Annotated in this window: 24 protein-coding genes, 2 tRNA genes and 1 pseudogene; 8 read left to right on the forward strand and 19 right to left on the reverse strand. The window is 70.4% G+C overall.

From position 1 onward, the window contains the following. Positions 1-38: 38 nt before the first annotated feature. Positions 39-1,490, reverse strand: coding sequence for a catalase (locus tag ACZ32T_RS19645; protein WP_467367976.1), 1,452 nt, complete (start codon positions 1,488-1,490; stop codon positions 39-41). A 178-nt stretch (positions 1,491-1,668) separates the two neighbouring features. On the opposite strand from ACZ32T_RS19645, the gene ACZ32T_RS19650 reads away from it, so the two are divergent. Then, on the forward strand, positions 1,669-2,088 hold the full coding sequence (locus tag ACZ32T_RS19650) for a Fur family transcriptional regulator (RefSeq protein WP_356716823.1): 420 nt from the start codon (positions 1,669-1,671) through the stop codon (positions 2,086-2,088). A gap of 111 nt (positions 2,089-2,199) precedes the next feature. Here ACZ32T_RS19650 and ACZ32T_RS19655 read toward each other — a convergent pair. The 4 genes from ACZ32T_RS19655 to ACZ32T_RS19670 all read right to left on the reverse strand — a co-directional run bounded on the left by ACZ32T_RS19655 (position 2,200) and on the right by ACZ32T_RS19670 (position 7,676). Further along, positions 2,200-2,273, reverse strand: a tRNA-Met gene (locus tag ACZ32T_RS19655). Positions 2,274-2,364: 91 nt separating this feature from the next. After that, complete coding sequence (locus ACZ32T_RS19660; protein ID WP_467272415.1) at positions 2,365-4,422, reverse strand: tetratricopeptide repeat protein; 2,058 nt, start codon at positions 4,420-4,422, stop codon at positions 2,365-2,367. A gap of 210 nt (positions 4,423-4,632) precedes the next feature. Continuing rightward, positions 4,633-4,706, reverse strand: a tRNA-Met gene (locus tag ACZ32T_RS19665). Positions 4,707-4,748: 42 nt separating this feature from the next. Beyond that, positions 4,749-7,676 (reverse strand): UPF0182 family membrane protein, encoded by a 2,928-nt coding sequence (locus ACZ32T_RS19670; RefSeq protein ID WP_467272519.1) that lies wholly within the window; start codon positions 7,674-7,676, stop codon positions 4,749-4,751. Between the two features lie 127 nt (positions 7,677-7,803). Between ACZ32T_RS19670 and ACZ32T_RS19675 the strand changes: the two genes are divergently transcribed. Next, positions 7,804-8,373: a PPA1309 family protein gene (locus ACZ32T_RS19675; RefSeq protein WP_467367978.1), complete on the forward strand. Its 570-nt coding sequence runs from the start codon at positions 7,804-7,806 to the stop codon at positions 8,371-8,373. Between the two features lie 69 nt (positions 8,374-8,442). Here ACZ32T_RS19675 and ACZ32T_RS19680 read toward each other — a convergent pair whose 3' ends face one another. The 4 genes from ACZ32T_RS19680 to ACZ32T_RS19695 form a co-directional block, all read right to left on the reverse strand. Then, positions 8,443-9,549: a YlbL family protein gene (locus ACZ32T_RS19680; RefSeq protein ID WP_467367980.1), complete on the reverse strand. Its 1,107-nt coding sequence runs from the start codon at positions 9,547-9,549 to the stop codon at positions 8,443-8,445. Between the two features lie 174 nt (positions 9,550-9,723). Beyond that, the gene (locus ACZ32T_RS19685) at positions 9,724-9,894 is read right to left on the reverse strand and encodes a hypothetical protein (protein WP_014048224.1); all 171 of its coding nucleotides are present in this window, start codon (positions 9,892-9,894) and stop codon (positions 9,724-9,726) included. 127 nt (positions 9,895-10,021) lie between these two features. Further along, on the reverse strand, positions 10,022-10,483 hold the full coding sequence (locus ACZ32T_RS19690) for a molybdenum cofactor biosynthesis protein MoaE (RefSeq protein ID WP_467272419.1): 462 nt from the start codon (positions 10,481-10,483) through the stop codon (positions 10,022-10,024). A gap of 129 nt (positions 10,484-10,612) precedes the next feature. Then, positions 10,613-11,755 carry an SDR family oxidoreductase gene (locus tag ACZ32T_RS19695; protein WP_467272421.1) on the reverse strand — a complete coding sequence of 381 codons (1,143 nt, stop codon included), beginning with the start codon at positions 11,753-11,755 and terminating at the stop codon, positions 10,613-10,615. 191 nt (positions 11,756-11,946) lie between these two features. Here ACZ32T_RS19695 and ACZ32T_RS19700 point away from each other — a divergent pair, with 191 nt between their 5' ends. After that, the gene (locus tag ACZ32T_RS19700) at positions 11,947-13,398 is read left to right on the forward strand and encodes a zinc-dependent metalloprotease (RefSeq protein ID WP_467272423.1); all 1,452 of its coding nucleotides are present in this window, start codon (positions 11,947-11,949) and stop codon (positions 13,396-13,398) included. Beyond that, entirely contained in the window at positions 13,395-13,940 is a 546-nt protein-coding gene (locus ACZ32T_RS19705) for an NUDIX hydrolase (RefSeq protein WP_467272425.1), read from the forward strand. Before ACZ32T_RS19700 ends, ACZ32T_RS19705 begins: the two co-directional genes overlap by 4 nt. Before the next feature lie 65 nt (positions 13,941-14,005). On the opposite strand, the gene ACZ32T_RS19710 is transcribed toward ACZ32T_RS19705, so the two are convergent. The 4 genes from ACZ32T_RS19710 to ACZ32T_RS19725 form a co-directional block, all read right to left on the reverse strand. Continuing rightward, positions 14,006-14,761, reverse strand: coding sequence for an AIM24 family protein (locus ACZ32T_RS19710; protein WP_467272427.1), 756 nt, complete (start codon positions 14,759-14,761; stop codon positions 14,006-14,008). 18 nt (positions 14,762-14,779) lie between these two features. Next, positions 14,780-15,460, reverse strand: coding sequence for an AIM24 family protein (locus ACZ32T_RS19715; RefSeq protein WP_467272429.1), 681 nt, complete (start codon positions 15,458-15,460; stop codon positions 14,780-14,782). Positions 15,461-15,471: 11 nt separating this feature from the next. Then, positions 15,472-17,118, reverse strand: a complete 1,647-nt coding sequence (locus tag ACZ32T_RS19720) for a TerD family protein (protein ID WP_467367983.1) — start codon at positions 17,116-17,118, stop codon at positions 15,472-15,474. 106 nt (positions 17,119-17,224) lie between these two features. Next, complete coding sequence (locus tag ACZ32T_RS19725; RefSeq protein ID WP_467272433.1) at positions 17,225-17,848, reverse strand: M48 metallopeptidase family protein; 624 nt, start codon at positions 17,846-17,848, stop codon at positions 17,225-17,227. A gap of 179 nt (positions 17,849-18,027) precedes the next feature. Here ACZ32T_RS19725 and ACZ32T_RS19730 point away from each other — a divergent pair. Both ACZ32T_RS19730 and ACZ32T_RS19735 read left to right on the forward strand, forming a co-directional pair. Further along, a pseudogene (locus tag ACZ32T_RS19730) lies at positions 18,028-19,169 on the forward strand (ThiF family adenylyltransferase). Between the two features lie 64 nt (positions 19,170-19,233). After that, on the forward strand, positions 19,234-20,649 hold the full coding sequence (locus ACZ32T_RS19735) for an ABC1 kinase family protein (protein WP_467367985.1): 1,416 nt from the start codon (positions 19,234-19,236) through the stop codon (positions 20,647-20,649). Between the two features lie 11 nt (positions 20,650-20,660). Here ACZ32T_RS19735 and ACZ32T_RS19740 read toward each other — a convergent pair whose 3' ends face one another. From ACZ32T_RS19740 to ACZ32T_RS19760, 5 genes are all read right to left on the reverse strand, one after another. Next, positions 20,661-20,864, reverse strand: coding sequence for a hypothetical protein (locus ACZ32T_RS19740; protein ID WP_467367987.1), 204 nt, complete (start codon positions 20,862-20,864; stop codon positions 20,661-20,663). Positions 20,865-21,017: 153 nt separating this feature from the next. Then, positions 21,018-21,356, reverse strand: a complete 339-nt coding sequence (locus tag ACZ32T_RS19745) for a hypothetical protein (RefSeq protein WP_467272443.1) — start codon at positions 21,354-21,356, stop codon at positions 21,018-21,020. Positions 21,357-21,373: 17 nt separating this feature from the next. Beyond that, positions 21,374-21,742, reverse strand: a complete 369-nt coding sequence (locus ACZ32T_RS19750; protein ID WP_099174590.1) for a WhiB family transcriptional regulator — start codon at positions 21,740-21,742, stop codon at positions 21,374-21,376. Between the two features lie 171 nt (positions 21,743-21,913). Next, the gene (locus ACZ32T_RS19755; RefSeq protein WP_467272446.1) at positions 21,914-22,237 is read right to left on the reverse strand and encodes a hypothetical protein; all 324 of its coding nucleotides are present in this window, start codon (positions 22,235-22,237) and stop codon (positions 21,914-21,916) included. Between the two features lie 167 nt (positions 22,238-22,404). Continuing rightward, positions 22,405-24,627 carry an ATP-dependent DNA helicase UvrD2 gene (locus tag ACZ32T_RS19760; protein ID WP_467367989.1) on the reverse strand — a complete coding sequence of 741 codons (2,223 nt, stop codon included), beginning with the start codon at positions 24,625-24,627 and terminating at the stop codon, positions 22,405-22,407. A 182-nt stretch (positions 24,628-24,809) separates the two neighbouring features. On the opposite strand from ACZ32T_RS19760, the gene ACZ32T_RS19765 reads away from it, so the two are divergent. Further along, positions 24,810-25,067: a mycoredoxin gene (locus ACZ32T_RS19765; protein ID WP_365935078.1), complete on the forward strand. Its 258-nt coding sequence runs from the start codon at positions 24,810-24,812 to the stop codon at positions 25,065-25,067. 138 nt (positions 25,068-25,205) lie between these two features. Next, positions 25,206-25,763 carry a GNAT family N-acetyltransferase gene (locus ACZ32T_RS19770; RefSeq protein ID WP_467367991.1) on the forward strand — a complete coding sequence of 186 codons (558 nt, stop codon included), beginning with the start codon at positions 25,206-25,208 and terminating at the stop codon, positions 25,761-25,763. Positions 25,764-25,819: 56 nt separating this feature from the next. Here ACZ32T_RS19770 and nudC read toward each other — a convergent pair whose 3' ends face one another. Then, positions 25,820-26,767 carry an NAD(+) diphosphatase gene (nudC, locus tag ACZ32T_RS19775; protein ID WP_467272453.1) on the reverse strand — a complete coding sequence of 316 codons (948 nt, stop codon included), beginning with the start codon at positions 26,765-26,767 and terminating at the stop codon, positions 25,820-25,822. Between the last annotated feature and the right edge of the window lie 11 nt (positions 26,768-26,778).

A 26,778-nucleotide genomic window follows, 5' to 3' on the forward strand; every position in this document is an offset into this window, starting at 1 on the left:
CCGGGAATCCGGCCCCCCACCTACGGCAAGCGTCCGTGTCAGCCGCGCAGGGCCTTGACCGCGGCGTCGAGCCGCTTGCCGAAGTCCGCGTCGGCCTGACGGAAGTTGCCGATCGCACGCTCGGCGATGTCGTCGCGCGAGACCTTGGAGATGAAGCCGGCGAGATTGCCGATCAACCGGTCCTTCTCGTCCTCGGACAGCAGCCGGTAGAGGTTGCCGGCCTGCACGAAGTCGTCGTCCTCGGCGTGGAGCGGCGTCTCGTGGCTGCCCGTGCCGCCCGTGACGGGGACGGGCTGCCAGAGCGGCCGGTCCGTCTGGGCGGGTCCGCCGAAGCTGTTGGGCTCGTAGTTCTTCGCACCCTTGTGGCGGCCGTCGTACAGGTAGCCGTCACGGCTGTTGGTGCGCGCCTCGGTGGCGTGCGGGCGGTTCACCGGAAGGTGGTCGGCGTTGATGCCGACGCGGTAGCGGTGCGCGTCGCCGTACGCGAAGAGGCGGCCCTGGAGCATCTTGTCGGGGGACGGACCGATGCCGGGCACGAAGTGCGCCGGGCTGAAGATCGACTGCTCGACCTCGGCGAAGACGTTCTCCGGGTTGCGGTTGAGCTCCAGCTTGCCGATCTCGATCGGCGGGTAGTCGGCGTGCGGCCAGACCTTGGTCAGGTCGAACGGGTTGAAGCGGTACGTGGCCGCCTCCGCCGCAGGCATGATCTGGACCTGCACCGTCCAGGACGGGAAGTCACCGCGCTCGATGGACTCGCGCAGGTCTCGCTGGTGGCTGTCCGGGTCCACGCCGGAGAGACGGACGGCCTCCTCGGTGGTGAGGTTCTTGATCCCCTGGTCGGTCTTGAAGTGGTACTTGACCCAGAAGACCTCGCCCGCCTCGTTGTTCCACTGGAACGTGTGCGAGCCGAAGCCGTCCATGTGGCGGTACGAGGCGGGGATGCCCCGGTCGCCGAAGAGCCAGGTCACCTGGTGTGTGGACTCGGGTGAAAGACCCCAGAAGTCCCAGACGTTGTCCGCCTCCTGCGAGCCGGTGTACGGGTCGCGCTTCTGGGTGTGGATGAAGTCGGGGAACTTGATGGCGTCCCTGATGAAGAACACCGGGGTGTTGTTGCCGACAAGGTCGTAGTTGCCCTCTTCGGTGTAGAACTTCAGTGCCCAGCCACGGGGGTCGCGCGCCGCGTCGGCGGAGCCGAGGTTGCCCGCCACGGTGGAGAAGCGCAGGAAGGTCTCGGTCTCCTTGCCGACCTCCGAGAGGAACTTCGCCCGGGTCCACCGCGAGACGTCCCTGGTCAGCGTGAACGTGCCGTACGCGCCGGCCCCGCGGGCGTGCACGACGCGCTCCGGGATGCGCTCGCGGTTGAAGTGGGCGAGCTTCTCGAGAAGCGCCTGGTCCTGGACGAGAACCGGTCCGCCCGGGCCGGCGGTCTCACTGTTCTGGTTGTCGGCCACCGGAGCGCCGGCCTCCGTGGTGAGCGGTCCCTGGGTCACGCGCGCCTCCTGCGTCATGTCCTGCACAGCGTCGTTCCCTGCACAGCGTGTTTCTCGGCCGCAGCCTGTCCTCGGCCAATCCGTAAATAATCCTACAATGGACTTTGTCCAAGTCAAACAGACATCTAAAGTCACACCGACTCGGGACTCGGGGCCTCCCACTGTTACGCTGGGCTCCATGAGTGACCTCCTGGAACGACTTCGTGGACGCGGCTGGCGCATGACGGCACAGCGGCGCGTGGTGGCCGAGGTTCTCGAGGGGGACCATGTGCATCTGACGGCGGACGAGGTCCACGCGAAGGCCGTCGCCCGGCTCCCCGAGATCTCCCGGGCCACCGTGTACAACACGCTGGGCGAGATGGTGTCGCTCGGGGAGGTCATCGAGGTCACCACCGACCGCCGGGCGAAGCGGTACGACCCCAACGCCCACCGCCCCCACCACCACCTGGTGTGCGGGCGCTGCGGCGCGATCCGGGACGTGCACCCGTCCGGCAACCCGCTGGCGGACCTGCCCGACGACGAGCGCTTCGGCTTCACCGTCTCCGACGTCGAGGTGACCTACCGCGGCATCTGCCCGAACTGCTCCGCCACGGCCTGAACCCCGGCGCCCGGCGGACCTTCGCCGGGCGCGGCCTCTGCACGGCCGGCCTTTGCACGGGCATACGACAGAGGCCCGGATCCTTGGAAGGATCCGGGCCTCTGTCTTCAGTAGCGGGGACAGGATTTGAACCTGCGACCTCTGGGTTATGAGCCCAGCGAGCTACCGAGCTGCTCCACCCCGCGTCGTTGTGATTGCAACTCTACGACACCGGCACCGGCCGGAGCAAATCCATTCGCCGGACACAAGTGCGCGCCCATGGGCCGACCGGCCCGGTCACGCCGTGAGCTCCTGGTGCAGCGCCTCCAGCAGACGCGCCGCCCGCTCGGTCACCTCCGCCGGCCCCAGCTCGACCGCCCGGGCACACCAGCGCTGCCCCTCGGTCAGCTCGCCCCGGCGGGCGGCAAGCAGGGCGAGACGCAGGGCGGCGCGGCCGTGCCCGTCGTTGGCGGCACGGCTCCACCACAGGGCCGCCTCGCGCTCACTGCCCTCGCGGGCGAGCAGCAGGCCGAGGTTGAACGCTCCGTTGCGGCTGCCGGACTCGGCGGCCTCGCGGTACCAGCGCGCGGCGCTCGCCATGTCGCCGCGCGCCGCCGCGAGCATCCCGGCCCTCACCTGGGCACGGCGGTGGCCCTGCTCGGCCGCCCTCTCGTACCACTCCTCGCACTCGGTCTTCTCCGGCATCTGTTCCCCGAGCCCGGGGGGCCCCGGGGCCGGCTGGCGCAGGTCGAGGACGCCCGCCAGCCGGAAGGCGGCCTCGGCGCTGCCGCCGCCCGCGGCGCAGCGCAGATGGCGCTCCGCCTGCCGCTCGTCGCCGTCCCGCAGCAGGGCCATGCCCACCTGGAGCGCGGCGTCGGTGTGCCCGGCCGCCGCTGCCCGCTGGTACCAGTCGAGCGCCGCGCGGTCCTCGTCCCGTCCGGCGTGCAGGATGCCGAGGTTGAACGCGGCGTCCACGCTCCCGGCCTCCGCCGCCTTGGAGAACCAGGGCTCGGCCCCGGCCGCGTCACCGGCCTGGAGCAGCAGCACGGCCAGCGCGTTCGCGGCCTCCCGGTGTCCGGCGTAGGCGGCCCGGCGGTACCACTGCTCGGCCTGCGGGATCCGGTCCTGGGCGGCGCAGAGCAGACCGAGGTTGTAGGCGCCGTTGACGTCTCCGGCGTCCATGGCCGCGCGGTACCAGCGCTCGGCGGTCTGCTGCTCGCCCCTGGCCGCGTGCAGGGCGCCCAGGGCGTTGGCGGCGTTGCCGTCGCCGTCCTGGGCGGCACGCAGCCACCACACGGCCGCGCTCTCCTCGTCGCCCGCGTCACGCAGCAGGAAACCGAGGGCGCAGGCCGCCCGGGGCTCGCCGTCCTTGGCGGCGGTGAGATACCAGCGGCCGGCCTCCTTCAGCTCGCCGCGCTGCTCGAGGATGGAGCCGAGGTGCAGGGCGGCACGGCGGTGGCCACGCGCCGCTGCCTGGCGGTACCACTGCTCGGCCTCACCGACGCGTCCGGAGCCGGGGCCCGCGACGGGCCCGTCCGGCCTCACCGGCGGCCCCGCGTCCAGCACCCGGCGGCCGTCGCCCACGACGCGGCCGGGACCGAAGGCATCGTGCGCGTCGCCGGCGGCGTTGCGCTCGATCGTCCGCGCCAGGCGGTACGCGGCCTCCCTGTGCCCCTGTTCCGCGGCGGCGCGCAGCCAGCGCTCGGCCCCGGCGTCACCGCGGTGCTCCAGCAGGTCCGCCAGCGCGTACGCCCCCAGCGCGTGGCCCTGCTCGGCGGACTGGCACAGCCAGTACTCGGCGCCGGGCTCGTCCCCGCGCTCCCGGAAGTGGCGCCCGAGGGCGTGTGCCGCGGCGGCGGAGCCGGCGACAGCGGCGATGCGCCACCACCCGGCCGCCTCGTCGGCGTACCCCCTCTGGTGCAGGAGCACGCCGAGGTTGTTGGCCGCGGCCCGGTCACCCTCGGCGGTGGCCGCGCGCAGGTAGACCTCGGCGCCGTCCAGGTCACCGCGGCGCAGCAGGAGAGCGCCCAGGACGCTCATCGACTCCGTGTCACCGGCCTCCGCGGCACGCCGGTGCCGGGCCTCGGTCTCGTCGGCGTGATCCGTGCCGTCCGCGGTGTCCGCGCTCCTGGTGGTGTCCGCGTGTCCGGTCGCCTCGGCGCTCTCCACGCCGTCGGCCGCGTCGGCGACGCCCACGGTGGAGACCGGGTCCTCGCGGGCGCCGTCGGCGATGTCAGCGGTCCGGGCCAGGGCAGCGGCGAATGCCGCATCTGCGGTGCTTTCCGTCGTCCGGCCGCGTCGCTGCACAAACCGCCCTGTCTCCAACAGAGTTGCCCTGTCCCCCATAAATACCATCGTCGCACCACCTGCTACCCGCGTACACCTGGTATACCGCGGCCAGTGAAGTCACTTCGGCGTTTTGTCGACATGCCCACAGAGAGACAAGTGAAACACGACTGGCCTCAACTCATGCCCCGCGAACCGCACTTCACGCCGACAAGTTGAGAAAGGCCCATGACATGGCGAAGGCCCGGATCCTGGGGGATCCGGGCCTGCGCCTTTCAGTAGCGGGGACAGGATTTGAACCTGCGACCTCTGGGTTATGAGCCCAGCGAGCTACCGAGCTGCTCCACCCCGCGTCGTTGTGTTCAAACCGTACCACGACGCGGGGTGAACATTTCTCAACTGCCCTGGTCGTCGCCCTCCGGCTTCTTGGCACCCTCGGTCGGCGAAGCGCCGCCCGCCCCGTCGGGCTGAGCCGCCGCCGCCCGCTCGAGAGCCTCCTGGAGGTCGGCCTGGGCCTTGCCGTAGGCCTCCCAGTCCTGCTCCTTGAGAGCCGTCTCGCCGGCCGTGTACGCCTTCTGGGCGTCCGCGATGGCCTTCTTCAGAGCCGCCTCCCCGGTGGCCGGGGGCTCTGTGGTGTCACCCGGTGGCTCGTCCGGCTCGGTCGGCGGTGTCGTCGTATCGGAGTCCTCGACCCCGAACACCGCGTTCAGCGCTTCGCCGAGACTGTTCTCGAACACGATCTTCGAGCCGTACGAAGCGGCGACCTTGCGCAGCAGCGGATAGTTCTGCGTACCACCGCGCGTGTACACCGGTTCGATGTAGAGGAAGCCTCCGTCGAGCGGCACCGTGAGCAGGTTGCCGTACTCGATGTCCGAGTCGGTGCCCTTCAGGTTTCTCACGAACTCGGCGACGTCGTCGTTACCGTTGAGCTCGCTCTGTACCTGGCCCGGTCCCTTGATCGTGCTGGTGACTCTCAGGAGTCTGATCGTGCCGTAGTCCTTGCTGGCCGCGTCCGCGTCCACCGCCATGAACGCCCCCAGGTTGGGACGCCCCTTCGGGGTGAAGGTCGTGGTCAGGGAGAACTTCTGCGCGTCCTGGTCCGGCATCTTCATGCTCAGGTAGTACGGCGGGACGGACCCGGGTTCCTTGTTGGTGGGGTCGTCCGGCACCTGCCAGGCGTCACTGCCGCTGTAGAACTGCGCGGGGTTCTCGACGTGGTACCGCGTCAGCAGCTCCCGCTGGACCTTGAACAGGTCCTGCGGGTAGCGCAGGTGGTCCATGAGCTCCTGCGGGATGTCCGCCCGGGGTTCCACCGTGCCGGGGAACGCCTTGCGCCACGTCTTGAGCACCGGGTCCTCGGTGTCCCACTCGTAGAGCTTGACCTTGCCGTCGTACGCGTCGACGGTGGCCTTCACCGAGTTCCGGATGTAGTTGACCTGGTTCTGCTGGGCGACGACCGCGCGCTGGTTGGTGGTCAGCGAGTCGGCCGTGGTGTCGCCGAGCGTCGTACGCGAGGCGTACGGATAGCCGTTGGTCGTGGTGTACGCGTCGACGATCCACTGGATCCGGCCGTCGACGACCGCCGGGTAGGCGTCGCCGTCGATCGTCAGCCAGGGCGCGACCGCCTCGACGCGCTCCTTGGGGGTGCGGTTGTAGAGGATCCGGGAGCCTTCGCCGATGGCTCCCGAGTACAGGATCTGCGGCTCGCTGAACGACACGGCGTAGGCCGCCCGGTTGAAGGCGTTGGAGAGACTGATCCCGCTGTCGCCCTCGTAACTGGTGGTCTTCTCGCCGTCCTCCTCGTAGTCGAGCTCCTTCTGGGGCCCGCCGACGATGGAGTACTGCTCGGTCTTCTCGCCGTAGTAGATCCGCTGCTCGTACTTGCCCAGCTCGCCCGTGGTGGGCAGCCCCGACTCCGTGAAGTCCGGGGATCCCGCCGGGTTGGTGCCCGTCGTGGTGCCCCGGGCCGCGATGACGCCGTAGCCGTGGGTGTACGTGAAGTGGTCGTTGATCCAGTTCCTCTTGGGGAGGCCCTGGAGGTTCAGCTCGCGCAGGCCGACGACGGTGTCCTGCTCCTTGCCGTCCTCACCCTTGTAGCGGTCGACGTCCAGCGTCTTGGGGAACTGGTAGTAGTTCCTCTTCTGCTGGAGCTGCTGGAACGCGGGCGAGACGACGTTCGGGTCCATGACGCGGTAACTGGCGGCCGCGTCCGCGCTCGCCCTCAGTTTGGTGCTGTCGTCGGTCGTGCTGGTGCCCGTGTAGTCGTCGACCTTCGCGTCGTCGATGTCGTAGGCGTCGCGCGTCGCATCGATGTTCTTCTGGATGAACGGCGCTTCCTTGGCCTGCTCGTTGGGCTGGACCTGGAACTTCTGCACGATCGCCGGGTAGAGCCCGCCGATCAGGATCGCCGAGAGCACCATCAGGCCGAAGCCGATCACCGGCAGCTGCCAGGTGCGGCGCCAGAGCGTCGCGAAGAACAGCACGGCGCAGATGACCGCGATGCAGAAGAGGATCGTCTTCGCCGGCAGGTAGGCGTTGGCGTCGACGTACCGCAGGCCGGTCCAGTTGTCCGTGGCCTTGAAGTCACTGGACTTCACCGCCAGGCCGTACCGGTCGAGCCAGTACGCCACGGCCTTCAGGGCGACGAAGACGCCGAGCAGCACGGAGAGATGACCCGTCGCGGCGCCCGTGGCACGCGCGCCGGGGCTGGTGATCCGCAGCCCGCCGTAGAGGTAGTGGGTCAGCGCCGCCGCGATCAGCGACAGCACCACCGCGGCGAAGCCGAACCCGAGCAGGAAGCGATACCACGGCAGGTCGAAGGCGTAGAAGGCGACGTCCAGCTTGAACTGGGGGTCCTTCTGTCCGAACGGGACGCCGTTGACATACATCAGCCAGGTGCGCCACTGACCGGACGCGGAGGCGCCGGCGATCAGACCGACGAGAGCGGTGACGGCGAGCAGCACCCACTTCTTGTACGGCGCGACGCTCATCCTGTAGCGGTCCAGGCTCTGCTGCTCCAGCGACATCGCGCTCAGCGGCGGCCGGAGCCGGTGCGCGAGCCAGATGTTCACACCGATGGCGACGGCCATCAGCAGTCCGAAGACGAGGAACAGCCCGATCTTGGTCCACAGAGTGGTGGTGAAAACAGACGAATACGCGACCGACCTGTACCAGAGCCAGTCCGTCCAGAACCCGGCGAACATGACGAAGGCCATGGCGAGAACCGCCAGGACACCCAATGTCATGAGCAGGGTACGGACGCGCCGGGACGGGCGGCCGACTCTGATCCGTGGCCCGGTCGGGCCTCCGCCGCGGTCCGGCATCTGGAAAGCCAACGTGCGCACCTCGAAGTTCGCGGTCGTGTGAAGCAGGCCCAGCGATCGTAGAGCCCACCTATGCAACTTACTGAGGCTTTACCTAGTTCCCGTTCCCGGGGCAGAAGGAGGCAGGATGTTGGGTATGCCCAACGTTTCCCCCTCAGGCCCTCCGATGGCCGCGAGCCCCCTCACCGTCGCCGTCCTCGAAATCGACGCATACGCCGCCGGCCTCGGCTGGGACCAGCCGGCCCGGCTGTTCGCCCTCGTCGACACCGCCAGGCTGCGCGCCCACGAGCCGGGCCTCGCCGCCCAGCTCGGCCTCGACGACTCCGCTTCCACGACCGCCACGCTCACCCCCGTCGAGCAGGAGGAGCTGCCCGACGGCACCGCCCTGGACGAATTCCTCGCCACGATCGCCTGGCCCGACGCCGTGGTCGGCTGCGCCATGACCGTCGAACGGCTGATGCTGCCGCCCTCGGCGGAGGCGTCCGTACCCGACGGACTGTCCGACGCACAGCTGACCAAGTGGGTCGCCGAGCATCCCGACCGGCAGGAGGTGCGGATGACCGTGGCGGTGCTGCGGGACGGCGCGCGGGACTCCGCCGTGCGCCTGCGGGCGAAGGACTCCCCGACCGAGGTCCTGACCGGCGCGGGACTGGTTCCGGGGCTGGCCGAGGCACTCGCGGCCACCTTCGAGTCCTGACGTCTCCGGCGGGGGCCGGCCTCGAGGACTCCGGTGGCCTCCGCCCGGTCCGGGGCCGCCTGCGGCTCCTCAGCCCTTCGAGCAGCTCGGCAGGCCTGCCGTGTCCCCCGCCTGGATCTTCTCCAGGGACTTCTTGGCGTCGTCGAGGGTCTTCACCCTCACCAGGGTGAGGCCGTCCGGGGTGTCGGAGGCCGCTGCGGAGCAGTTGTCGTCCGGGGTCAGGAAGTACCGGGCGCCCGCTTCCCGCGCGCCGACCAGCTTCATGTTGATCCCGCCGATGGGGCCGACCTTGCCGTCGTCGTCGATGGTGCCGGTGCCGGCGATGAACTTGCCGCCCGTCAGCTTGTCGGGCGTCAGCTTGTCGATGATGCCGAGCGAGAACATGAGTCCGGCGCTCGGGCCGCCCACATCGGCCAGCTTGATGTCGATCTCGAACGGGAACGTGTGGTCCGTCCCTGCCTGGATCCCCACGATCGCCCGGTCCTCCGACGGGTTCGAGGGGTCCTCGGGCGCCTTCCGCGTGGTCAGGGTGACGTCGCGGGAGCCCTTGGGCTCCTTGCCCGCCTTCTCGGCCGCGGCGGCGGTCCTGGCCGGGATCACCGAGAAGACGACGTCCTCGCCCGGCTTGTGCTTCGTGACGAGCTTCGCGACGTCCTCCGGCTCTTCGACCGCCTTGCCGTCGACCGCCTCGATCACGTCGCCCGCGTGCAGCAGGCCCTCCGCGGCGCTGTCCTTGACGACCGTGGAGACCACCACGCGGGAGGTGACGGGGATCTTCAGCTCCTCCAGGGCGGCGACCTTCGCGCTCTCCTGGGACTGGCTGAACTCCTCGGCGTTCTCCTGCGTCGACTGCTCCTCGGTCTTCCCGTCCGGGTAGAGGGTGTCGTGGGGGACGACCACACTGTCGTGGGCCAGCCAGCCGTAGACGGCCTCCACGATGTTCATGTCGTAGTCCGCGCCGGTGACCCGCACCGTCGTCATGTTGAGGTTCCCGGACGTGGGATACGTCTTGCGCCCGCTGATGTGCAGCACCGGCTCGCCACGCGCGTCGCCGAGCGTGTTCACGGTCGGTCCGGGGGACATCTCCGAATACGGCACACGGATCAGCACGCCTGCGCAGAGCAGCGCGATGAGGATGAGGGTGGAGGCGAGCATCGTCGCGGTGCGGCGTGGCATGGAACGACAGTACGGGAACGGCCTGTCAGTGCACCGTCGGGGCCGGTCCGTACGAGGCGGACGGCGGAGGAGATCCGGAAGGACCGGGGGACCGCGGATTCGCTCGCTGCGCGGGCTGCGCCCAAGGGGAGCGGGTGCGGTGCGGAATTGGCGACTGCGTACAGCTGCGGAGTCTCAGACGGCCTCGGAACCGGAGTGCGATTTCTCCATCGCCTCACGGAACCTGGCGTAGCCGGCGAGTTCGGTGACGTCGCCGGTCGTTCGATTGCGGGCTGCCCACCCTCCCCATATCGCCGCGCCAAGAGCAGCTATAAGCGGAATCAAGAGCCAAGCGAGTGCTGCCATCACGACCTCCCTACCCCATGAGCGACCGCAACTGACGATCAGAAGATTAACCACCTGCAGGACCAACGCTCACGGCAGGGGTGCGGTTACGCAAATCGGGGCTGATGCCCCCTGGGGCGGTTTGCGCTCAGCAGGCGCCGACCCACTCCTCCGTGCCGTCGGAGAAACGCTGGTGCTTCCAGATCGGGACCTCGTGCTTCAGGTCGTCGATCAGCTTGCGGCAGGCCTCGAAGGCCTCACCCCGATGGGCGCAGGACACGGCGACGACCACCGCCAGATCGCCCACACCCAGTTCACCCACCCGGTGGACGGCGGCCAGAGCCCGTACCGGGTACTCGGCCACCACCTTCTCGGCCACTCGGCGGAGCTCGTCGCCGGCGGTCGGGTGGCAGGAGTATCCGAGGGCGCCGACGTCCTGCCCGTCGTCGTGATTGCGCACCGTGCCGACGAAGAGCGCCATGCCTCCCGCGGCGTCGTCCCCGACCGCGCGGAAGATCTCGTCGACGGACAGCGGTGTCTCACGGATGTCCAGGAGCCGGATCGGGTCCTGAGCGGCCTGCTCGCCGGGGTGGTCGTGGGTGCGTGCCATGGGCCCATCGTGCCGCACGGCGGGCACATCACGGAATAGCGTTTTCGACCGGTGGCGCGCCGGCCCGCTTGGAGCCTCCTACCAGGCGGGGGTTCCCGGCGGATGGGCCGGCCCGGGGCCGGCGGCCTCCTAGAAGCGCCGGCGCGCCTTGCGGGCCCGCCGGACCAGCGCCGCCGTACCGAGCAGCGCGACGGTCGCTCCAGCGGCACCGGCTGCGGTGGCGTCCTTGCGGCCGAGCCGCCGTCCGGCGACGGTGTGGCGTCCCTCGACCTCCTCCAGGAGCGCTGCGAGGACCTCCTCGTTGGTCCACCTCGGGCGCCATCCCGCGTCGTGGAGCCGGCTCACACTGACCACCCAGGGGTGCATGGTGTAGGCGAGATCACCCGCGGGTGACGGGGTGAGACCGATCCGGTGGAGGCGGGCGGCCGCGCCGAGTGCGACGGCGGACGGCAGCTCCATGCGGCGCACTCCGGAGAGCTCCTCCACCTCTTGCTGTTCGAGCCAGCCGTCGCAGCCGACCGCGAACTCTCCCTCGATCTTCTCGAGAGCCGCGTACTCCAGGGCGCTGACCAGGTCGTCGACGTGGCAGAACTGCCAGGCCGGGCGTGAGCCGGCGACGACGAGGAGCCTGGGGGACTCGAAGTACCGGGTGAGCGCCGTGTCCGTACCGCCGACCAGGACAGTGGGCCGTACGACCGTGACGTTGAGGCCGGGGTGGGCGCGGGGCGCGCGGCGGCCCAGCCGTTCGATCTCCAGCAGGTCGCCGACGCCGGTGGCCTCCGCCGTGGCCCGCAGTTCCGCGTCCTCGGCGAGGGGGATGTCGTTGTCGGGCAGCGCTCCGTAGACCATCGCCGAGGTGCAGAGCACCACCCGGTGGACGCCCACGGCCGCCGCCGCCGTGAGCACGGTCTGGGTACCGCGGACGTTGTACGCGGTGCGGGCGGCGGGATCCGTCTCCAGGTCGAGGTCGAGCGCCATGTGTACGACGACGTCCGCGCCGCGCAGCTTCTCGGCGATGGCGGGGTCCCGTACGTCCAGGATGTGCCACGTCGCTTCGGAGACGTCCCCCCGGCGCTCGTCGATGGCGATGACCTGCTTGATCTCGTCCGATGCGGCAAGATGCGCGGTGAGCAGCTCACCGACGCCGGACGCGGCACCGGTGACCGCGACGACGGGGCCGCGCTTCCGGGGAAGATTTTTCGTGGGCTTGCTCTCGGTCGTGGGGTCGGCCAGGTTTCGCGCTGCGCGAACCTGCGGATCTGGGGAACTCACCGGGCGTCTCCAGCGGTTGTCTTCAGTACGTACCCGAATGACGCGTACGTACCAGGTGGCGTCCATCCTGCCGCAGGCCGGGAGCCGGCGGAGCACCGAGGGCCTGAGCGGTCTTCGGTGTCTACGCTGGATGGTGATGTCGGGCAGTCGCCGTCGGTTCGAGCCGGCGGCCCTACGAGCCGAGGAAACCCGTGAGTGACACCCCATTCGGATTCGGCCTTCCGCCGGAGGAGCCGGAAGACGGCGACGAAGGCAAGAAGAAGGACCCCACCGGTGCTGGGCAGGGCTCGGGCGGGCCGGCGAACCCGTTCGGCTTCCCGCCCGGCGCGGGCGGCGACAACCCGTTCGCCGCGATGTTCGGCTCGATGAACCCGAACGACCTGGGTGCCGCCTTCCAGCAGCTCGGCCAGATGCTGAGTTACGAGGGCGGCCCGGTCAACTGGGACATGGCCAAGCAGATCGCCCGCCAGACGGTGTCGCAGGGCACCACGGACGGCAGCAAGGACGCGAGCGTCGGACCCGCCGAGCGGGCATCCGTCGACGAGGCTCTGCGTCTCGCCGACCTCTGGCTCGACGGTGTGACGTCGCTGCCCTCGGGTTCCGTCTCGACGGTGGCGTGGAGCCGCGCCGAGTGGGTCGAGGCCTCGCTGCCGGCCTGGCAGCAGCTGGTGGACCCGGTGGCCGAGCGCGTCGGCCTGGCGATGGGCGATGTCCTGCCGGAGGAGATGCAGGCCATGGCCGGCCCGCTGATCGGCATGATGCGGTCCATGGGCGGCGCCATGTTCGGCCAGCAGATCGGGCAGGCCGTCGGCGTGCTCGCCGGCGAGGTCGTCGGTTCGACCGACATCGGCCTCCCGCTGGCGCCGGCCGGCAAGGCGGCGCTTCTTCCGCTGAACGTCGAGCGGTTCGGCAAGGACCTGAGCGTGCCCCAGGACGAGGTGCGGCTGTACCTGGCACTGCGCGAGGCGGCTCACCAGCGGCTCTTCGCCCACGTCCCGTGGCTGCGTTCGCACCTGTTCGGCGCGGTCGAGGCCTATGCGCGCGGCATCAAGGTCGACACCAGCAAGCTGGAGGACGTCGTCGGCCAGTTCGACCCGTCGCAGCCCGAGCAGCTGCAGGACGCTCTTCAGCAGGGCATGTTCCAGCCGGAGGACACCCCGGAGCAGAAGGCGTCGCTGGCCCGTCTGGAGACCGCTCTCGCCCTCGTCGAGGGCTGGGTGGACGCCGTGGTGCACGAGGCCGCGAAGTCACGGCTGACCTCGGCGGACGCGCTGCGCGAGACGATGCGCAGGCGCCGGGCCTCCGGTGGTCCCGCCGAGCAGACCTTCGCCACGCTCATCGGGCTCCAGCTGCGCCCGCGCAGGCTGCGGGACGCCTCGCGGCTGTGGGCCTCGCTCACGGACGCCCGGGGCGTCGACGGCCGTGACGGCCTGTGGGAGCACCCGGACATGCTGCCGACGGCCCGGGACCTGGACGACCCGGACGGCTTCGTCCACCACGAGCAGCTGGACTTCTCCGAGCTGGACAAGATGCTCGGCGAAGCGGCGAAGGGCCCGCAGAAGCCCACGTCCGAGGAGCAGGGCAAGGACGAGCCCGGCGACGACGATCCCCAGAGCGACGGCAAGGACGACTCCGGACGGTGAGCCTGCACGACGACGCGGTTTCGGTACTCGAGGGCTACGCCGGCGGCGGCACGGAGCAGGCCGGGTTGCGCCGGACGTACCTGGACCACCTGGCCGGGCATCCTGACGGCATGTGGAAGGCGTGCGGGGCGGGGCATCTGACGGCCAGCGCGCTGGTCGTCGACCAGGAGGGCGGCAGGGTCCTGCTGACGCTGCACAGGAAGCTGCGGATGTGGCTGCAGATGGGCGGGCACTGCGAGCCCCAGGACACCACTCTGGAGGCGGCGGCCCTGCGGGAGGCCACGGAGGAGTCAGGGATCCCCGGGCTCACCCTGTTGCCCGGCGGGCCCGTACGGCTGGACCGGCATCCCATCCCGGCGCCCTGCCACTGGCACCTCGACGTGCAGTACGCGGCGACGGCGTCGGCCGGGGCGGTGGAGCGGATCAGCGAGGAGTCCCTGGATCTGCGCTGGTTCCCCTACGACGAGGTGCCGCGGGTGGCGGACGCCTCGGTCGAGCGGCTGCTGGCGAGCACCCGAACACGGCTGGAGCAAGTCCGCTAGACAACGGGTGAGGGGCGGTTCCCCGCGGGGAACCGCCCCTCACCCCTCGGTCCTGCCGGTCCGGCTCAGTTCCAGGAGTTGTTCTGGTTCTGTCCGTGCGATCCCTGCTGACCCATGCCGAACTGCGCTGCGGCCCCCTGGCCGATCTGGGCGTTCTGCGGCGGCAGCACCTCACTGGGCTGGACGAGGGCGAAGCCCTGCCCCAGGAAGCTCAGTTCCCAGCCCTCCCCCGTGTTGCCACGACGCCGGAAGACGCCTGACGAATGCGTCTGGGCCTGCATCTGCACCCGCAGCCCGCTCGACCAGGCGACGATCGCGTCGGCGTCGGCGTTGACGTACTTGTCGGGGGTGACCTGCATCATCAGCGGCTGGCCGGAGGTCATCAGGGCGACCTTGCCGCTCCCGGAGATGTTGAGCTGGTACTTGCCGGTGCCGGAGATCCCGTACTGGCTGTCCACCGCGATGACCTCGGTGTGCAGCGAGGAGTCCAGCGCCAGGACGTAGGCGCTGTCGACCGTCATACCCTCGTGGTCGACGTCGACCACATGGATGTACTGCGCGAGGTTGGCCAGGTAGACCGTGCCCTGACCGGAGCAGCGCATGAGGTCGAGGCCCTCGCCCGTGTTCCTGCGGGCGCGGCGCTGGCTGTTCGACTGGTACTCACCGTCGAACTCCATGAGCCCCTGGTAGGCGACCATGGCGCCCTTGCGGGCGAGGACGTCGTCGTGGCCGCCCAGCGCGACCCGCAGGAGCTGCGGGTTCTGGACCGTGTAGCGGTCCTGCGACTGCTGTTCCGTGTAGCTGAAAAGCGGACTCTGCATGATGTGTTTCTCCCCCGCTCAGTTCCGGATCCGCAGGCGGTCGGTGCTGTCCTCGCTCGGCTGGACGACGACGATGCCCTGGCCGGAGAAGGCCATCTGGTACGCCTCTCCGCTGCCGCGCCCGATGAGCGAGCTCGCCTTGAAGCTGCGCTTGCCCTTCACCTTGAGGTTCGGGGACCACGCGACGAGGGCGTCCGGGTCGACGAACGTCTCGTCCTCGCCGCGCCCGCAGTCGACCACGATCGGTGTGCCGCGCGAGGTGATGGCGACCCATCCCGTGCCCTGGATCCCTACGTTCCACAGGCCCTGGCCGGCGAACTTGGCCAGCCCCTTGACCCGCTCCACTCCCCAGGTGAGGTGGCTGTCGAAGGCCAGGAGGTTGGTGCCGTTGACCGAGAGCGAGTCGTTGTCGAGATTGATGACGACCACGTCGGCGCCGTAGTCGGCGAGGTAGAGCAGTCCGTCGCCGGCGCACTTCATCAGGGGTGCGCCCTCGCCGGTGATCCACTGGGACGCGATCTGGCGGACGGCCGGCGGGTTGGGTTCGTACTGGATGAAGCCCTCGTAGGCCACCATCGATCCGGTGCGCGCGTAGAGGTCCTGGCCGGTGGCCATGGCGACCTTGAGCATCGTACGGCCGTGGTTCTCCATGCGGGCCGTGACGGGGGTCGGGGCGAAGCCCGCGAGCTGCTGATTCATGACGGGCTCCCTCAGACCTCGTAGGGCTGGACGACGATGAAGTTGCCGGGTGCGCCCCGGAACTGGAGGTTCACGGTCTCTCCGCTGTGCCCGGGGTACGCGTTGCGGCGCAGCCGGACCTGGCTGGAGATGATCACCTGGGACCCCGACGACCATGCCACCACGGCGTTGCAGTCGGCGAAGGTGGTCGGGGTGACGGGCAGGACGACCGGCACACCGTGGGTCTTGACGACGACGGTGCCGGTGCCCTGGAACTGCATGGTGAACAGGGCGCCGCCGGGAATCCCGTGTCCCTCGATCCTGCGGATCTCGTACTGCAGTGACTCGTCGAAAGCGAGCACGCTCTCGGCGGAGACGCAGATGCCGTCGCCCTGCAGCTCGATGGGATGCAGATGCGACCCTTCCTCGGCGAGGAAGACCTGGCCACGGCCGCTGCAGCGCATCAGCTGCATTTCCTGGCCCGTCGCGTTGCCGACCATGCGGCCCGCGAAGCCGGCGCCCTTGTAGCCGAAGTCGACCTTGCCCTGGTACATCACCATGCTGCCCTGACGGGCCAGCACCGGTGTGCCGCCCATCGTGAGGTCGACGCGCATGAGCTGCTGGTTCTGCGAGGTCCAGCGCTGCCCGGTGGCCGCTTCCTTGTAGGGCTGCAGTGCGGCCTGCAGGCCCGCACCACCGGCGGGGACACCCTGGGGTACGCCCTGCGGCATACCGGGCTGCATCCCCGGTGGCTGCTGGCCGAACGGCCCCGGAGGCTGCTGGCCGAACGGCGGCGCGGCCGGGGGCTGCTGTCCGTACGGCGGCGCGGCGGGCGGAGCGCCCTGCCCGGGGACCTGTCCGAACTGCGGCTGCTGGGGCGGCTGCTGCCCGTACGGCGCGGGTGCCTGCGGTGCCGGGGCCTGCGGTGCCGGTGCCTGCGGCGGTGCCGGTGCCATAGGGGCCGCTATGGTCGGCGCGGCGTGCATCGGCTGCTGCTGCGGCGCGGGCGCCGGTGCCGCGGGAGCGCCGAACGCCGGTGCGGGCTGCGGCGCCTGGGGTGCGGCCGGAGCGCCGAAGGCGGGGGGCGCGGAGGCCTGGGCGGGCGGCGCGAACGAGGGGGCGGCCCCCTGGGGTGGCGCGGCGGGGGCCTCCTCGGCGACCTCCCCGCCGAAGTTCTTGAGCAGCGCGTCGAGCCCGCCGTCGAAGCCCTGGCCGACAGCGGCGAACCGCCAGACGTCCTTGAGGTAGAAGTCGCCGAGCATGACCGCGCGCTCGGTGGTGAACTCCGAGCCGGTGAAGGCGTACTTCACCACTTCCTCGCCGCCCGCGACGATCCGGATGTATCCGGGGCCGGCCTGCGACATCTGCCCGGCACCGTCGAGCGTCGCGGTGAAGGACAGCTTGTGGATGTTCGCCGGAATGCGGTCGAGGGTGACGCGGAACGATTCGGTGTCACCGGCCTGGGCACCGAGAAGCTGAATGGACTCCTCCGGTGATTTCGGCTGGTTGAAGAAGATGAAATACCGGTCGTCGGAGAGCTGCTCATTGGCGTCGAGGCCGAAGCAGCTGATGTCGAACGTCAGGCCGGGGCCCGCGATCTGCACACCTACGTACAGATCCGTCCCAGACGTGAGATCACTGACCTTGGCCTTGTGGCCGCGCTGAAATTCCCTGGCCATGCGTAACGACCGTCCCCCATCCCGAAGGTGAATGCGTCGCGTCAGGCTAACCGCAAACCACGACATCGAGCCAAGCCGGTACAGACCCGGTACAGAATCGGCGACGTCACTCTTCGCGGGCGGCGGGCAGATGCGGGAGCCGGTCGGCCGCCACGACTCCCTCGAGGTAGCCCCGCGCGCGCTCGGTCCGCGGATAGGCCTCCAGGAGCCGCCAGAAACGCGGCCCGTGGCCCGGAACCAGCAGATGGGCCAGCTCATGGAGGAGCACGTAGTCGAGGACGTACTCCGGCATTCCCTGCAGGCGGTGCGAGAGGCGGATGCTGCCCTCGGCAGGGGTGCAGGAGCCCCAGCGGGTGTTCTGGTTGGTCACCCAGCGCACGGAGGCCGGCCGCGCCCGGCCGTCGAGGTACTGACCGGAGAGCCGCTCGGCCCGGTCGGCGAGCTCGCTGTCACCGATGACGCGTCTGCTCTCCTGCGCGGCGAGCTTGTCGAGCATCACGCCGACCCAGCGCTGCTCCTCGGCCTCCGACATGCGGGCGGGGATGAGCACGATGGTGCGGTCGCCCTCGCGGTACGCGGAGACCGTTCTGCTGCGCCGGGTGCTTCTGCGGACCTCGACCGCGCTCGTCACCGCCGCGCGGGGCTGCTGGGTGGCTGCGCTGCGCTGCTGTCGTCCGGCGCGGCGCGCAGGGGTCTCCGCGGCGAGACCGGGAGAGGGGTCGGCGGGCACGACTCGACGTTACCCGCCGGCGGTGCGGGAAGTCCCGCCTCCCCGACGGTCCGACGTTGATCCACTTCTCGGCTTGCACCATTTGAACGACTAATGCCCCAGCCTGTGGATAACTTTCGGCCCGTTTCGCCGCCATGTTGCATTCTGGCAACGGACTCAACACCGACCTGGGAGAAGTCATGCACCCGATGCTGAAGCCCGCACTCCGCCGCGCCTAGGACGTAACACCGTGCAATTCGGCGTGACGCCCGCACACGCGGTAACGCTGGGGCCGATGGATATCGCCACCGGAAGCTTTCTGGAACTCCTGGACGGAACGCGTGGACTTCCTCTGCTCCGCGAAGAGGCCAGGGCTCTGGATCTGTCGGACCGTCACGTGGACATTCTCGTGTCGCGCCTCACGGAGGCCGGTCTGCTGGACGATCCGGACGCGGGCGGCCCCGAGGCCGACGCCTTACGCCGACGGGCCGAGACCCTCGATCGGCAGCGACCCGACGCCGCGGCGCTCTCGGTGGTCCATCCGACACCCGGTGGCGGGTTGCGCACGCTCGCGGCCCGGCGCGCGATGCGGGTGCAGGTGCGCGGAGCGGGCAGGGTCGGCGCGGCGGTCGCCGCGGTGCTGTCCGGGTCAGGGGTGGGGCACGTCGAGGTGCTCGACGGGGGCCGCGCCGAGCCCTGGGACGTGGCGCCGGGCGGCCTCCCCGCGTCGTCGGTCGGCGAGCGCCGGGACACGGCGGCACGGCAGCTGGTGCGCAGGTCCGCGGTCGGCGGGCCTCCGCGGTCGGGAGGGACGTCCGAGGCTCCGGCGCGGGGTGAGCCCGCCCTGTCCCTGATCGTGGTGGCGCCCCGGGACGGCCTCTCCGTGTACGCCCCCGATCCGGACACCGCCGCACCGTGGATCGCTTCGGGTACGCCGCACCTCTATGCGGGCGTGATCGAAGCCACCGGAGTCGTCGGGCCGTTGGTGCTCCCCGGAGGCACCGGCTGCGCGGGCTGTCTGGCGCTGAGCCGCGCGGAAGCGGATCCCCAGTGGCCGCGGATGCTCGCGCAGTGGAGGTCCGGGCGGCGCACTTGCGTGCAGGCCTGCGATCTCGGTCTGGCGACCGCGGTGGCCGGCCTCGCCGCGGCTCATGCGCTCTCCTTCCTGGACGGAGAACTGCCGGCCAGCACGGGGGCGCGGTGGGAGGCCGCCATGCCCATGCTGGACTGGCGGTCGGAGCGGCTGGGCCCCCACCGCGACTGTGGCTGCGGTGCCGCCGGGCACACTGAGGTGGAGCTCACCCCCGCGGCCGGCGCCACGCAGGACACAATGGCCGGGTGACCGCCGCCGCCGGAGCGGAGCCGGAAACGCACGCCGCACGGCAGTCTGGGAAATGGAGGGGCACATGTCTGATCTTCCCCGGAAGGCGGTCACCCGTACCGCGAAGCTGGCAGCCCTGCCGCTCGGCTTCGCCGGCCGTGCCACATGGGGCCTGGGCAAGCGGATCGGCGGCAAGTCCGCCGAGATAGTGGCCCGCGAGGTCCAGCAGCGCACGGCGGACCAGCTCTTCAAAGTCCTCGGCGAGCTGAAGGGCGGTGCGATGAAGCTCGGCCAGGCGCTGTCCGTCTTCGAATCCGCGCTGCCCGAAGACGTGGCGGGACCCTACCGGGCCGCGCTGACGAAGCTGCAGGAGGCCGCACCGCCCATGCCGACCCGCACGGTCCACGGGGTCCTGGCGGAACGCCTCGGCGAGGACTGGCGGGAGCTTTTCACCGAGTTCGAGGACCTGCCCTCTGCCGCTGCCTCGATCGGCCAGGTCCACCGCGCCGTGTGGCACGACGGGCGGGACGTCGCCGTGAAGGTGCAGTACCCGGGCGCCGGTGAGGCGTTGCTGTCGGACCTCACCCAACTCAGCCGCTTCGCAAGGCTGCTCGGTCCTCTCGTCCCCGGAATGGACATCAAGCCGCTCATCACGGAGCTCCGCGACCGGGTGTCCGAGGAACTGGACTACGAGCTCGAGGCCCGGGCGCAGCAGGAACACGCCGCGGAGTTCGAGGACGATCCCGACGTGGTGATCCCGGGCGTGGTCCACCGGTCCGAACAGGTGCTGGTCACGGAGTGGATCGACGGAATTCCGCTGTCGGAGGTGATCGCTGACGGCACGACGGAACAGCGGGACCGGGCGGGCCAGCTGCTGGCGCGCTTCCTCTTCTGCGGGCCGGCACGCACCGGTCTGCTCCACGCGGACCCGCATCCGGGCAACTTCCGCCTGCTGCCCCCGCCCGAGGCGGCCGCCGGGGACCCGGCGGGGCCCGACGGGGACGCCGGCCTGTGGCGTCTGGGTGTGCTGGACTTCGGCACGGTGGACCGGCTCCCGGGTGGTCTGCCGCAGACCATCGGCGAGGCCCTGCGGATGACGCTGGACGGAGACGCCGACGCCGTCTACGCCATGTTGCGTGAGGCCGGTTTCGTGAAGGATTCGATCGATCTCGAACCGGACGCCGTGCTCGACTACCTGATTCCCATCATCGAGCCGGCGCAGGCGGACGAATTCACCTTCACCCGTTCCTGGCTGCGCGGCCAGGCCGCCCGGATCGCCGATCCGCGCTCACCGGCACACCAGTTGGGGAAGCAGCTGAACCTTCCGCCCTCGTACCTCCTGATACACCGGGTGACGCTGAGCACGATCGGGGTGCTCTGCCAGCTGGGGGCAACGGTCCGTCTCCGCGACGAACTGGAGTCCTGGCTGCCCGGGTTCCTCCTGGAGTACGAACCGGACGAGGACAGCGCCGAGGAGCAGGAGGAGACGGTCGAGGTGTAGCACGAGCGCCGTCACCACCAGGCGGAGTCGAGCCTGCTCTCGACGGCCCTGATATGGGTGCGGGCACAGTCCTCGCAGAAGTACCGGCGTCCGCCGTTCTCCACGGAGCAGAGCCATGTCGGAGGCGGGGGGGCCGAACCGGCGACGGTGCCGCAGCGGGCACACGCCACGTGGCCGTCGGCCGGGTCCGCGGGGTGATGGGTCTCCTCGTCCACCTCGCGACGATAACGCCGCCGGCCTGGCGGCGCGCGCCGGAACGCACTGCGGGGCCGGCCTGGCCGGGCCGGCCCCGCTGATGGGGAGGGTGGCTGCCTCAGTGGCCGAGCGGGGCCGGGCAGCCGTGGTGCGCCGTACTGCTGGTGCGGCTGTCAGTGCATGACGGCCATGGCGAGCGCACGGCGGGCGCGCATCGAGGCGCGCTCCGCACGGCGCTGCATCCGCCGGGCGGCCACCAGGCGCACTGCCTGACGTCCCTCCTCGGCTTCCCTCAGGCGGTCGTGCATATGCGCACGAGCCAGGGCTTCTGGGATGAGTTGCATCTCGCGGGTCCTGTTCTGACGCGAGTCGTTCGCGCCGATGATGGTGACGTCCGGGGTGGCGGAGCCGACGGGCTCCCTCGTCGTGGTGATCATTGGTGCCTGATTTCGGGGGTCATGGGTCTGGGGACGGTCGATGGTTCCGATGCGCTTCGTTCGTGCGGGGGACATGACCCCCAGGCCGGGAGTCACGCCGCGACCGGGTTCTTACGCGGACGGCCACGCGGCCGCTTGCGGGCGACGACGACGCCCTGGACGAAGAGCTCGCCGCCCCAGACGCCCCACGGCTCACGCCGCTCCTTGGCGCCGGCGAGGCAGGCCTCGATCAGCGGGCAGGTCCGGCAGAGGGACTTGGCGTACTCGACGTCGGCCGGGGACTCGGCGAAGAAGACCTCCGGGTCGTAGGAACGGCAGGGGACGGGTACGCCGAGGTTCTCGATGGCGTCGTCGAGCGCAGTGAGCGCGGTGAGGGGGATCAAGGTGGAGTCCTCCGTGAGGCCGGGCGGGGAGATCGTGTCGGAAGGCGGTACGGACGGGGCGTGCGTCTCGAGTTGCACGGTGGCGTTGTCCTCGTCTGGTCGTGCCGGCCTGTTGGCCGGTTGGCGGCTGGTACCAGGTCCTGCTGTCCCGAGGCTCCTTCGTCTCGTCTCATCCGTTCGGACAAAACAAAAGGGCCGCGGATCCCGAGTGGGGTTCCGCGGCCCTGAAGGCGCCGGCCTGACTTGCTGTCAGGCTGGATCACTCCAGGGTTCAGGCCCACGGAAGGCCCACATCGTGTGGTGCTGCGTCGTCTGCTTCTTGGCTCCGGCACCGGCTGCCGCAAAGGCATAGGCCGAGGCCTGTCCCTTCGCTACTGCTGCTTCCGGTGCCTCGGTCGGTCGCTCATTGCGCTCCCGCACGGGCAGGCTCGCCAGGGACAGCGGGCTGACCAGGGAGACGCCGGACACACCGGTGCCACGAAGCGAGAGCTGCGAAGAGCGGGTGAGGCCGAGCGAGCAGGTGGAGACGACCGACGGATCGGTCATTTTGATGGTGTTGATGATGCTGATCACGACAATCGCCTCCTCTCGGCGTCTCAAGGGACCGGCCGGGGCCGATCCTGCGGTATTCGGATAAGTACAGCACGGAGTCAGGGCTTCAGAGAAGTCGCTGTTCCCGTGGTTAAGAACCTATGGTGACGACTGCTGTGCGCGCAAACTATTTTTCCGACGAGTTTTCCTCACACGTCGCCGTCATTCCCGCCGAGCTCCTGACCCACCGTCCGACCTGCGCAGATGTCCAGGACGTCAGCTCCGAACCGGGTCAGCTTCCGGTTGCCCACTCCGGCGATGACGACGAGCTCCCCCTCGCTGACCGGCGCGGCCTCGGCGATCGCCATCAGTGTCTTGTCGGTGAAGAGGCAGTAGGCGGGCTGGCTGATCTCCTTCGCCCGGTCCGCGCGCCACTCACGCAGCCGCTCGTACAGTCCCTCGTCCATGTCCGAGGGACAGTCCTCGCAGCGCATCAGTTTCATCTCGCCGGCCTCGGTGAGCGTCTTGCCGCAGACCCGGCACCGGACCGGGCCCCTCCGGCCGGCCCTGACCGGCTTCTCCGTGCCGGCGCCGCCCGCTCCCGCGCGGGAGCCTCGGTCGATGCCGCCTCCTCCCCCGGCGCCGCCCCGGGTGCCGAGCGCGGCAGAGCCGGGCCGCAGTCCGTTCAGGAAGCGCGTCGCCCGGCGGTTCCCCCGGCCGCCCGGCGACCGGGACAGCGCCCAGGACAGCGAGAGGTGGAAGCGGGCCCGGGTGACACCGACGTACAGCAGGCGGCGTTCCTCTTCGACCTGTTCGTCCGTCTTGGCGTAGGCGATGGGCATCATGCCCTCGGTCAGCCCGACGAGGAACGCGGCGTCCCACTCCAGGCCCTTCGCCGAGTGCAGCGACGCCAGGGTGACGCCCTGGACCGTGGGCGCGTGCTGGGCTGCGGCCCGCTCGTCGAGCTCGGCGACGAGATCCGAGAGCGTCGCTCCCGGCTTGGCCTGTTCGAAGTCCTCGGCGAGACGCACCAGGGCGGCGAGGGACTCCCAGCGGTCCCGCACGGCTCCTGAGCCGGCCGGGGGCTTGGAGGTCCATCCCTTGGTGGAGAGCACCGCCCGCACTTCGGAGGGCAGGTCGTCGGCGCCGTCGAGCAGCGCGTCGTTTCCTCCCGCGCGGGCGGCACCGCGCAGGGCGACGCCCGCCTCCCGCACCTCGGGCCGGTCGAAGAAGCGCTCGGCGCCGCGCAGCTGGTAGGGCACGCCCGCGTCCGCGAGTGCCTGCTCGTAGACCTCGGACTGGGAATTGACCCGGTACAGCACGGCGATCTCGCCGGCCGGAACGCCGGCGGCGATCAGATCACGGATCCGGCGGGCGGTGCCCTCGGCCTCGGCGGGCTCGTCCGCGTACTCCGTGTAGACGGGTTCGGGGCCCTTGGCCCGCTGGGAGACCAGCTCCAGCCGGTGTTCGGCCGCCCGGCCCCTGGCCTGACTCAGCAGGCCGTTGGCCAGGTGGACGACCTGGGGTGTGGAGCGGTAGTCGCGCACCAGCTTGACCACCGTCGCGTCCGGATGACGGGTGCGGAAATTCAGCAGGTGGTCGGGGGTGGCGCCGGCGAAGGAGTAGATGGTCTGGCCGGCGTCGCCGACGACGCAGAGATCGTCCCGGTCGCCCAGCCAGAGATCGAGCAGCCGCTGCTGGAGCGGGCTGACGTCCTGGTACTCGTCGACGACGAAGTGCTGGTACTGACGGCGCACGTGTTCGGCGATGTCGTGGCGGTCCTGGAGGATGCCGACGGTGAGCAGCAGCACGTCCTCGAAGTCGATCACCGACCTGTCGCGCTTCAGCTGCTCGTACATCGCGTAGATCTGCGAGAGCTCGGCCGGGTCGCGCGGGACGTCCCGCTGTGTCTTGGCCACCGCGGCCGGATAGTCGGCGGGGACGGTCTGGGTGACCTTGGCCCACTCGATCTCGCTGGTGGTGTCCCGCAGTTCGTTGCGGTCGAGCCGGACGCCGCAGCGGGCCGCGGCCTCGGCGACGAGCTGGACCTTGCGCTCCACCAGGCGTGGAAGATCGCCACCGACTGCTTTCGGCCAGAAGTACTGGAGCTGGCGCAGGGCCGCGGAGTGGAACGTACGGGCCTGGACACCCGTTGCTCCGAGCTGGCGGAGCCGGCCCCGCATCTCTCCGGCCGCCCGGTTGGTGAAGGTGACGGCGAGCACGGTGGTCGGCTGGAGGATCCCGGCCCGCACCCCGTACGCGATGCGGTGCGTGATCGCCCGCGTCTTGCCCGTCCCGGCTCCGGCCAGCACGCACACGGGTCCGCCGAGGGCCAGCGCGACCTCGCGCTGCTCGGGGTCGAGCCCGTCCAGCACGGCGTCCGCGGAGTCGGGGACCTGTGGGAAGAGGGTGGAATGCGTTGCTGCTGTCACCCTGCCATGCTGCCAGGTCGCGAGGGGCCGCCGCGGCGGTTGTCCACAGGGGGTGCCGTTCGTCATACCGGCCGGGGACCGCCGGGAATGGTGGTCAGATCCCGTGCGTTCCCTCCATGCGGGAACGTGCGCGTACGGACGGTCCCGCATCCGGACGGACAAGACGAAGGAGCGCCGACGACATGCCGGGCACTGTGACGATGTACAGCACCACATGGTGCGGCTACTGCCGCCGGCTCAAGGGGCAGATGGACCGCGAAGGCATCGCGTACACCGAGGTCAACATCGAGCAGGACCCGGACTCGGCGGCCTTCGTCGAGAAGGCGAACGGCGGAAACCAGACGGTTCCGACGGTTCTGGTGGTTCCCGAGCAGGGAGGCTCCGAGGTCGTCATGACGAACCCGAGCCTCGCGCAGGTGAAGCAGGCGCTCGGCGTCTGACCGGGCGTGACGCGCGCACAACCCCTGATCGGCCTGGAGCTGGTCGGGGGTTTCGTGTATCCCGGTCCTGCCCAGGAGTTCCGGCGCGCCGAGTACGGGGCGGGCGGACAGCGGGGCCGCCGAAGGGAGGGGGATCACATGACACGGCAAGGGGCCGTCGGGATACAGCGGATGGACGGTTCTGCCGCGGTCCGGGCCGAGGAGGCGTTCAGGACGGTCTACGCCGAGGCCTTCGCCGAGCCTCCCTACGACGAGGGCGAGGAAGATGTCGCCGCCGCCTTCCGCCGCTTCCCCGTCCAGGCCCGCGACCGCACGTTCCGCGCCGCCCTGGCCCGCTCCGAGAACGGCGAGCCCGTCGGCATGGCGTACGGCATCACGCTCGGCCCCCGTGCGGTGTGGTGGGACGAACTGACCGAGCCCGTGCCCGAGGACATGCGGCGCGAGGACGGGCGCCGGACCTTCGGGCTCATGGAGCTCGCCGTGCGGGGGCCGTGGCGTGGGCGGGGCGTCGCGCGTCGTCTCCACGGGGCGCTGCTCGACGGCGTAGGGGCCGAGCGGGTGCTGCTGAACGTCCACCCGCGCGGCGAGGCGGCGTCGGCCGCCTACCGGGCGTGGGGATATCGCAAGGTCGGCGAGTCCCGGCCGTGGGGGGCGAGCGCGGATCTCCACGACGTGATGCTGCTGGCTCTGCCCTGAAGCGGCCCCGGGCGGGCTGTGCGTTCCGGTGATCGTCACCGTGCCCGCCCGGACCGTCAGCCGGTGGTGCCCGGCCTCGGGAGCGGTTTGCCGTACCAGAGCTCGATCAGCCGCGCCGCGATCGAGACGCCGAACGGGGGCAGCACCTCGCCCGAGTCGAAGGCGGCTGTCAGCTCCTCGCGGGAGAACCAGCGGGCCTCCTCGATCTCCTCGCCGTCCACGTCGATCTCGAAGGAGGTGGCACGCGCCATGAAGCCGAGCATCAGGCTGGACGGGAACGGCCAGGGCTGGCTGGCGATGTACTCGACCTCGCCGACGACGATCCCGGCCTCCTCGAACACCTCGCGGGCGACGGACTGCTCGATCGACTCACCCGGCTCGACGAACCCGGCGAGGGTCGAGAAGCGGCCCTCGGGCCAGTGCACCTGCCGTCCCAGCAGGGCACGGTCCTGGTCGTCCGTGACCAGCATGATCACGGCGGGGTCGGTACGCGGATAGTGCTCCGCCCCGCACGCCTGGCAGCGGCGGATGTGCCCGGCCGCCGCGATGACGGTGCGCTCGCCGCACCGTGAGCAGAAGCGGTGCAGCCGCTGCCAGTTCTCCAGGGCCACCGCGTGCACCATCAGTCCGGCGTCACGCGGGCCGAGGAGCATTCCGGCCTCGCGGAGACCGGCGGGGCGGGCCGACTGGTCCATGCGGCCCGGGAGGGAGTCCTTCTGGAGCGCGAAGTAGCGTACGCCGTTCTCGTCGGTACCCAGGAAGTAGCGGTGGGTCTCGGTGACGGGCGCCTCGAAGGCGGGTGTCATGACCAGCTCGGTGCCGCCGTCGGGGGTGTCGTCGATGAGCGCCTGCCCCCCGGAGACGACGAAGACTCTGGTCGTCGGGTGGCTCCAGGCCGCGGCGAGCCAGGCCTCGTCGAGCCGGTGGTGCGCCGCGCGGTCGATGCCGCTGGGCGCGGTGAGACCGATCGGGCGGTCTGCGGTGGCGTTGTCGAAGGTGCTCACAGGTGCTTCCT

The sequence above is a fragment of the Streptomyces sp. NPDC023573 genome (assembly GCF_055559735.1).

Excerpts from the sequence above, each read along its gene's own strand:
- ACZ32T_RS19650 (WP_356716823.1), top strand. The coding sequence starts at position 1,669 with ATGAGTGACCTCCTGGAACGACTTCGTGGACGCGGCTGGCGCATGACG.
- ACZ32T_RS19660 (WP_467272415.1), bottom strand. The coding sequence starts at position 4,422 with ATGGTATTTATGGGGGACAGGGCAACTCTGTTGGAGACAGGGCGGTTT.
- ACZ32T_RS19670 (WP_467272519.1), bottom strand. The coding sequence starts at position 7,676 with ATGCCGGACCGCGGCGGAGGCCCGACCGGGCCACGGATCAGAGTCGGC.
- ACZ32T_RS19675 (WP_467367978.1), top strand. The coding sequence starts at position 7,804 with ATGTTGGGTATGCCCAACGTTTCCCCCTCAGGCCCTCCGATGGCCGCG.
- ACZ32T_RS19680 (WP_467367980.1), bottom strand. The coding sequence starts at position 9,549 with ATGCCACGCCGCACCGCGACGATGCTCGCCTCCACCCTCATCCTCATC.
- ACZ32T_RS19685 (WP_014048224.1), bottom strand. The coding sequence starts at position 9,894 with ATGGCAGCACTCGCTTGGCTCTTGATTCCGCTTATAGCTGCTCTTGGC.
- ACZ32T_RS19690 (WP_467272419.1), bottom strand. The coding sequence starts at position 10,483 with ATGGCACGCACCCACGACCACCCCGGCGAGCAGGCCGCTCAGGACCCG.
- ACZ32T_RS19710 (WP_467272427.1), bottom strand. The coding sequence starts at position 14,761 with ATGCAGAGTCCGCTTTTCAGCTACACGGAACAGCAGTCGCAGGACCGC.
- ACZ32T_RS19715 (WP_467272429.1), bottom strand. The coding sequence starts at position 15,460 with ATGAATCAGCAGCTCGCGGGCTTCGCCCCGACCCCCGTCACGGCCCGC.
- ACZ32T_RS19720 (WP_467367983.1), bottom strand. The coding sequence starts at position 17,118 with ATGGCCAGGGAATTTCAGCGCGGCCACAAGGCCAAGGTCAGTGATCTC.
- ACZ32T_RS19735 (WP_467367985.1), top strand. The coding sequence starts at position 19,234 with ATGTCTGATCTTCCCCGGAAGGCGGTCACCCGTACCGCGAAGCTGGCA.
- ACZ32T_RS19745 (WP_467272443.1), bottom strand. The coding sequence starts at position 21,356 with ATGTCCCCCGCACGAACGAAGCGCATCGGAACCATCGACCGTCCCCAG.
- ACZ32T_RS19765 (WP_365935078.1), top strand. The coding sequence starts at position 24,810 with ATGCCGGGCACTGTGACGATGTACAGCACCACATGGTGCGGCTACTGC.
- ACZ32T_RS19770 (WP_467367991.1), top strand. The coding sequence starts at position 25,206 with ATGACACGGCAAGGGGCCGTCGGGATACAGCGGATGGACGGTTCTGCC.